This window comes from Longimicrobium sp. (assembly GCF_036554565.1).
GTDB lineage: Bacteria > Gemmatimonadota > Gemmatimonadetes > Longimicrobiales > Longimicrobiaceae > Longimicrobium.
In genome coordinates this window covers 1-4,799 of sequence record NZ_DATBNB010000849.1, presented here as the reverse complement: position 1 = coordinate 4,799, position 4,799 = coordinate 1, and the positions used below count along the sequence as shown (strand labels likewise).

5 protein-coding genes and 1 rRNA gene are annotated in these 4,799 nt (G+C 70.6%); all 6 read right to left on the bottom strand.

The window, feature by feature from the left end:
• Nucleotides 1-131: ribosomal RNA gene (locus VIB55_RS23980) — 23S ribosomal RNA — on the bottom strand; the annotation flags it as partial.
• A gap of 323 nt (nt 132-454) precedes the next feature.
• Entirely contained in the window at nt 455-1,093 is a 639-nt protein-coding gene (locus VIB55_RS23975; RefSeq protein ID WP_331879209.1) for a hypothetical protein, read from the bottom strand.
• Nucleotides 1,090-1,653 carry a hypothetical protein gene (locus VIB55_RS23970; RefSeq protein ID WP_331879208.1) on the bottom strand — a complete coding sequence of 188 codons (564 nt, stop codon included), beginning with the start codon at nt 1,651-1,653 and terminating at the stop codon, nt 1,090-1,092. The genes VIB55_RS23975 and VIB55_RS23970 overlap by 4 nt, the downstream gene beginning before the upstream one ends.
• 49 nt (nt 1,654-1,702) lie before the next feature.
• Complete coding sequence (locus tag VIB55_RS23965) at nt 1,703-2,524, bottom strand: PHP domain-containing protein (RefSeq protein ID WP_331021861.1); 822 nt, start codon at nt 2,522-2,524, stop codon at nt 1,703-1,705.
• 59 nt (nt 2,525-2,583) lie between these two features.
• Nucleotides 2,584-3,174 (bottom strand): hypothetical protein, encoded by a 591-nt coding sequence (locus VIB55_RS23960; protein ID WP_331879207.1) that lies wholly within the window; start codon nt 3,172-3,174, stop codon nt 2,584-2,586.
• A 1,239-nt stretch (nt 3,175-4,413) separates the two neighbouring features.
• Nucleotides 4,414-4,704, bottom strand: a complete 291-nt coding sequence (locus tag VIB55_RS23955) for a F0F1 ATP synthase subunit epsilon (RefSeq protein ID WP_331879206.1) — start codon at nt 4,702-4,704, stop codon at nt 4,414-4,416.
• Nucleotides 4,705-4,799 lie beyond the last annotated feature (95 nt).

Below are 4,799 nucleotides of genomic sequence, written 5' to 3'. Positions count from 1 at the left end.
CGGGTTTCCCCATTCGGGCATCGCCGGATCAACGCTTACGTGCAGCTCCCCGACGCTTATCGCAGCTTATCGCGCCCTTCTTCGCCTGTCCGTGCCAAGGCATCCACCGTGCGCCCTACTTTCGCTTGACCGGATATGCTTGTATCCCCCCTCGCGCCTAAACGAGTCGGGGGGCATTCCGGTCCACCGAACCAACACACAGCATTGGTGCTCTCGAGCTTTGCTTCGAGCAAGATCTTCACGATCCGCTCGGCTTCGCTACCCAACCCAATACCCAAGTTTTCAAAAATTCGTGCGCGGCCATTTCGCCGCGAGCCATCTAACTTACACGCTTTTGTCGCGGTTGTCAACGGGGCCGGTCGCCCGGCTTTCTTTCCCGTCTCCCCGGCGCCGTTGCCGGCGCCACCCGCGAAGGGCTCCAAGAATAATCTCCAAAGCCGCTCCTGTCAACGGGTTACGATTTCAGGAGCCTGATCTCTTCTCGAACGATCGTTCGGTCCTCCGCCTCCTGAACATCGTCATCGGGCCAGAGAAGACGGGTGCCTGCCGCCCAGCAGGCGATGGCGACAAATCCCACGAATTGTCCGATGGGACGCAGCGGCCGGTGGTCGGCGAACACGCGTCGCACGCCCTCCGCCGCGTCACCCAGGCCGAAGGCCGTCCCGGGCTGCGGACCGATGCGGCCCCAGAGGACGGGGATCACCGAGAACTTCAGCACGGCCAGCAGCAGCGCCAGGCTGGCGAGCGTAAACACGAGGCGCCGACGCGAGCCGCCAGAGAATGCACCCCACGCCGTCACCGCCACGCCCGCCACCACCATCCACTCGATCATTCCCGGCGGGGGAAGGAGCAGCTCCAGCACCTGGGCGCTCGCCAGCGTTCCGTACGCCACGGCGATCCATCCGACGGCGTCCTCCGGCGCCTGCCAGCCACGGCGGAAGACCAGGAGGTACGAGAGCAGGAGGGCGAACACGCCTTCCACCATCCCGAACGCGCGGTACTCCACCCCCTCGGGTACCAGGGCGACGCCGGCCAGCGCGGCGGAGGCGAGAAAGGCGAGGGAGGCGGCGACCGCCCGCTGTGCGACCGTCATCGGCGGGGGAGCCATTCCAGGGGACCCGTGCGCAGCTGCCGCTCGATCCGCGCGATCAGCTCGTCCGCGCGCTGTCGCGTCGTGGGCGAGACGGGCGCGGCGCGGACGCGCTGGGCGATGGCGAGCGCGTCCGTCAGCATCTGGTCGTTGTCTCCGCGGTACCAGGGCGTGGCCCCACCGGCCAGCATCAGCCCCGCGCGGTCCAGCGCGATGCCGGCCCAGAACTCCGTCGCCTCGGCCACGCGCGCCGTGTCGTCCGCGGCCCGATTGCGCGCCTCCAGCGCTTCCTCCTCCGCTTCGGCGTAGCGGGCGATGGCGGCTGCGGTGTCCCCCGCCGCGACGGCGTCCAGCGCGGCCTTCACCCGCTCCCGCGCGCGGGAGATGCGCGGGGTGTAGGCGTCCGGCGCGAGAGCGACCCAGGCGCGCCCGCCCACCTCGGCGGCGGACTGGGGCTTTCCGCTGTAGAGATAGACGACGAGTAAGGTGAGGACGGCCAGCACGACGAGGCCGGGGATCACCCCCGGGTCGCGGATGCCTCGGGACGGGCGTGGATCGGGCACGGCGCTGCGGGCCGGAGTTCGGCGGCCTCCAGAGGGGCCGCCGTGAGGATCAATCGTGCGGAACGGCGTCCAGCAATCCGCGGACCTCTTCGGCGTCGATGTAGAAGTCGCCCAGCCGGTTGCGGTGCGGCCCGTGCCAGTCGGACCCGCCCGTGGCCCACAGCCCCAGCTCGCGTGCCACGGCGCGATAGCGCTTCGCATCGTTCGCTGGCGTGTTAGGACGGAAGCACTCGATGCCGGCCAGGCCGTACTCCGCGAAATTGTGGATTTCGCGCTCGAAGATCACCGGGTCCGGGTGCGCCCAAACGGCGTATCCGCCGGAGGCGCGGATCATCTCGATGGCGTCGCGGACGGGCGGCAGCAGCGTCATCACGAACGCCGATCCCGCGTCGCCCAGGTAGCGGTCGAACGCCTCGTGCATGGACCTCACCGCGCCACGCGCCACCAGCGCGCGCGCCACGTGCGGCCGGCCGATGGCGCGTGCATCCGTCCCGGCGGCGCGCATCACGTCCTCGTAATCCACCGTGACGCCCATCCCCTGCAGCCGCCGCACCATCTCGCGGGCGCGCTCCTGCCGGCGCCCCAGCGCGCCGTGCTCATGGGCCAGGAGGGGCGCGGCGTCGGGCGCCACGTGGTAGCCCAGGATGTGGATCTCGTCCTCGCCCTGGCGGCTGCTCACCTCCACACCCGTCACCACGCGAACGGGTCCGCCCCGCGCCGCCTCCAGCGCCTCGGCCAGCCCGCCGATGGTGTCGTGGTCCGTGATGGCGATGACGTCCAGCCGCGCGGCGACGGCCGCGTTCACCACCTCGGCGGGGGACAGCTCGCCGTCGGAGGCACGGGTGTGGATGTGAAGATCGGCTCGCTTCATGGATTTCGGATATGGGGAGCGCGCCGTCCCGCGGACGGCGCGCGATACGGACGCGAGTGCTACCGGCGGAAGGCTACGCCCAGGCCCCAGTTGGCGCCGTCACCCAGGTTGGCGCCCAGGCGCAGCGCCACGCCCGAAGCGAAGTCCAGGTCCACCCCCACGTCGGCCAGCACGTCGATCTCGAACTCGTTGTCCACACCGTCCCCGATGAAGCCGGTGCCGATGGCCAGACGGGGGTGGATGTAGGGCGTAACGGTCATGCCGCCGGCCGGAAGCGCCTGCCCCGCGGTAAAGCCGATCTGCCCGCCGAGGAACGTTTCGTCGCCGACGACGGCCTGCCCGCCGACGGTGAACGCCAGCCCGATGGGCGCGCCCGCCAGCACCACGGGGTTGCGCATGTCCAGGCCAAGGCTGAGCGAGCCGTCGCCCAGGTCCACGTAGCCCGCGTGAAGGCCCAGGTTGGAGCCGCCGCGTGACTGGCGGCGCCAGATCCCCTCCACGCCCAGCCCGCCGCCCCAGTCGCTGACGTACACGCCGAAGTCGTTGGAGGGGACGGGGGACAGGAAGGTGGGTGTGAACACCTGCGCCTCTGCCCGGCCGGCGAACACGGCGCTCAGGGCGAGGGAGGCGGCAATCAGCTTGTGCTTCATCGGTTGCGCTCTGGTTCCTGGTCTGTATGGACAACGCTACGATGCCCGCTGGTTGTGTAGGCCAGCGGGCGTCGCGAGTTCCCGGGCGGGGTTCAAGTTCCGGACCAGATGGGACTTCGGTGCGTCTTTCTAGCGTGCGAGACGAGGCTGAATGGAGGTGCGCGCGGCCCCGGCTGCCGTGGAGCCCTCACCCGGCCGCGCTGACACGCGTGCCACCCTCTCCCACAAACAGCGTGGGCGAGGGGGTACCCTTCGGGATTCGGCGCGTCGGGCAGGAGAGGAGCACGCCTCCAGCCCCGCCGGGGCGAATGAATTCGCGGCAACGACGGCCCGAAGTCCGCCTTCGCGGACTGCTCGCGCGATCGTGTGCGCGGCGCCAGCCGAAGAGCACGCTGCCATCCCGATGGAGCGGCCCCGGAAGGCCTGCCCGCACACCGTCGCTGGCAGCGACTGAGGTATCCGCCACACAGCCCCGCAGCCCGCTCCGGAGCGGCAGGCACCCTGCTCACCAGTCGTCGTTCGCGCGTAAACAGAGCGGGCCCCGGAACAGCGGACCGTGCCAGCCAACGTAGTCGGGCGCCACGCGGAATGTGTGGCGGATCCCTCGGTCGCTGCGATCTACATCGTAAGGGTCGGTCCGGCGTGGCCGCTCCGTCGGGATGACATTCGGGCGCGCGGCACCTGCCGATGCGCGATCGAATTCTCCCCTCTCCCGCTTGCGGGAGAGGGGCCGGGGGTGAGGGCAGCCGAGGCATGCACGGCCGCCAGTCGAGACGCCACGAAGCTCACCCGGTGCCCGCACCCGACTCACCGGAAGCACGCCAACGCCTGGTGTGTACCCCCTCTCCCACGCTGTTTGTGGGAGAGGGTCGCACGCGTGTCAGCGCGGCGGGGTGAGGGCCCCACGGCAGCCGAGGCCTCGGCCACGGTGACCGCTGCCGCGCCGAGGTTTGTACGTGCCCCAGGCTAGATCCTTCGGCCCGCGAGGCGTGTGCTACGGGCCAGTTCGGTGCGCCTGGGCCTCAGGATGACAGGCTTCTGAGCGTGGTCTGGAACCGCGCGCCGAACTGGCTCCCTTCCCCCGCGCAGTTTGCGGGGGAAGGGCTGGGGATGGGGGGCGCCCGCCCGCGCACCGGGACTGGTCCAACCCCGACCGAACTTCCCCCCTCTCCCCAACGAAACCGGCCCCCGCTGCCCGAAAGCAGCGGAGGCCGGCATCATCCATCCCGACCGACGATCTCAGGCGGGCGTCGCGCGCTCGCTGAGGACCGTCACCTCGTCGTCGGCCACCTGCAGGAACCCGCCGGCCACTAAGAACCGGCGCTCGTCCCCACCCGTGGTCACGCGCAGCTCGCCCTCGCCCAGCAGCGCCATCAGCGGGGCGTGGCCGCGCAGGATGCCCAGCTTGCCGTTGAAGGCCGGCGCGACCACCGAGTCGGCCGTCCCCTGGAACACCGTCTGCTCGGGCGAGAGCACAGTGACGCGCAGCGCCCCCGCGCCCGTGCCCGCAGCCGCCGCGGGGGCCGCCATCAGCCGCCCGCCTCGAGCTTGCGGGCCTTTTCGATCACGCCCTCGATGCCGCCCACCATGTAGAAGGCCTGCTCGGGCAGGTGGTCGAACTCGCC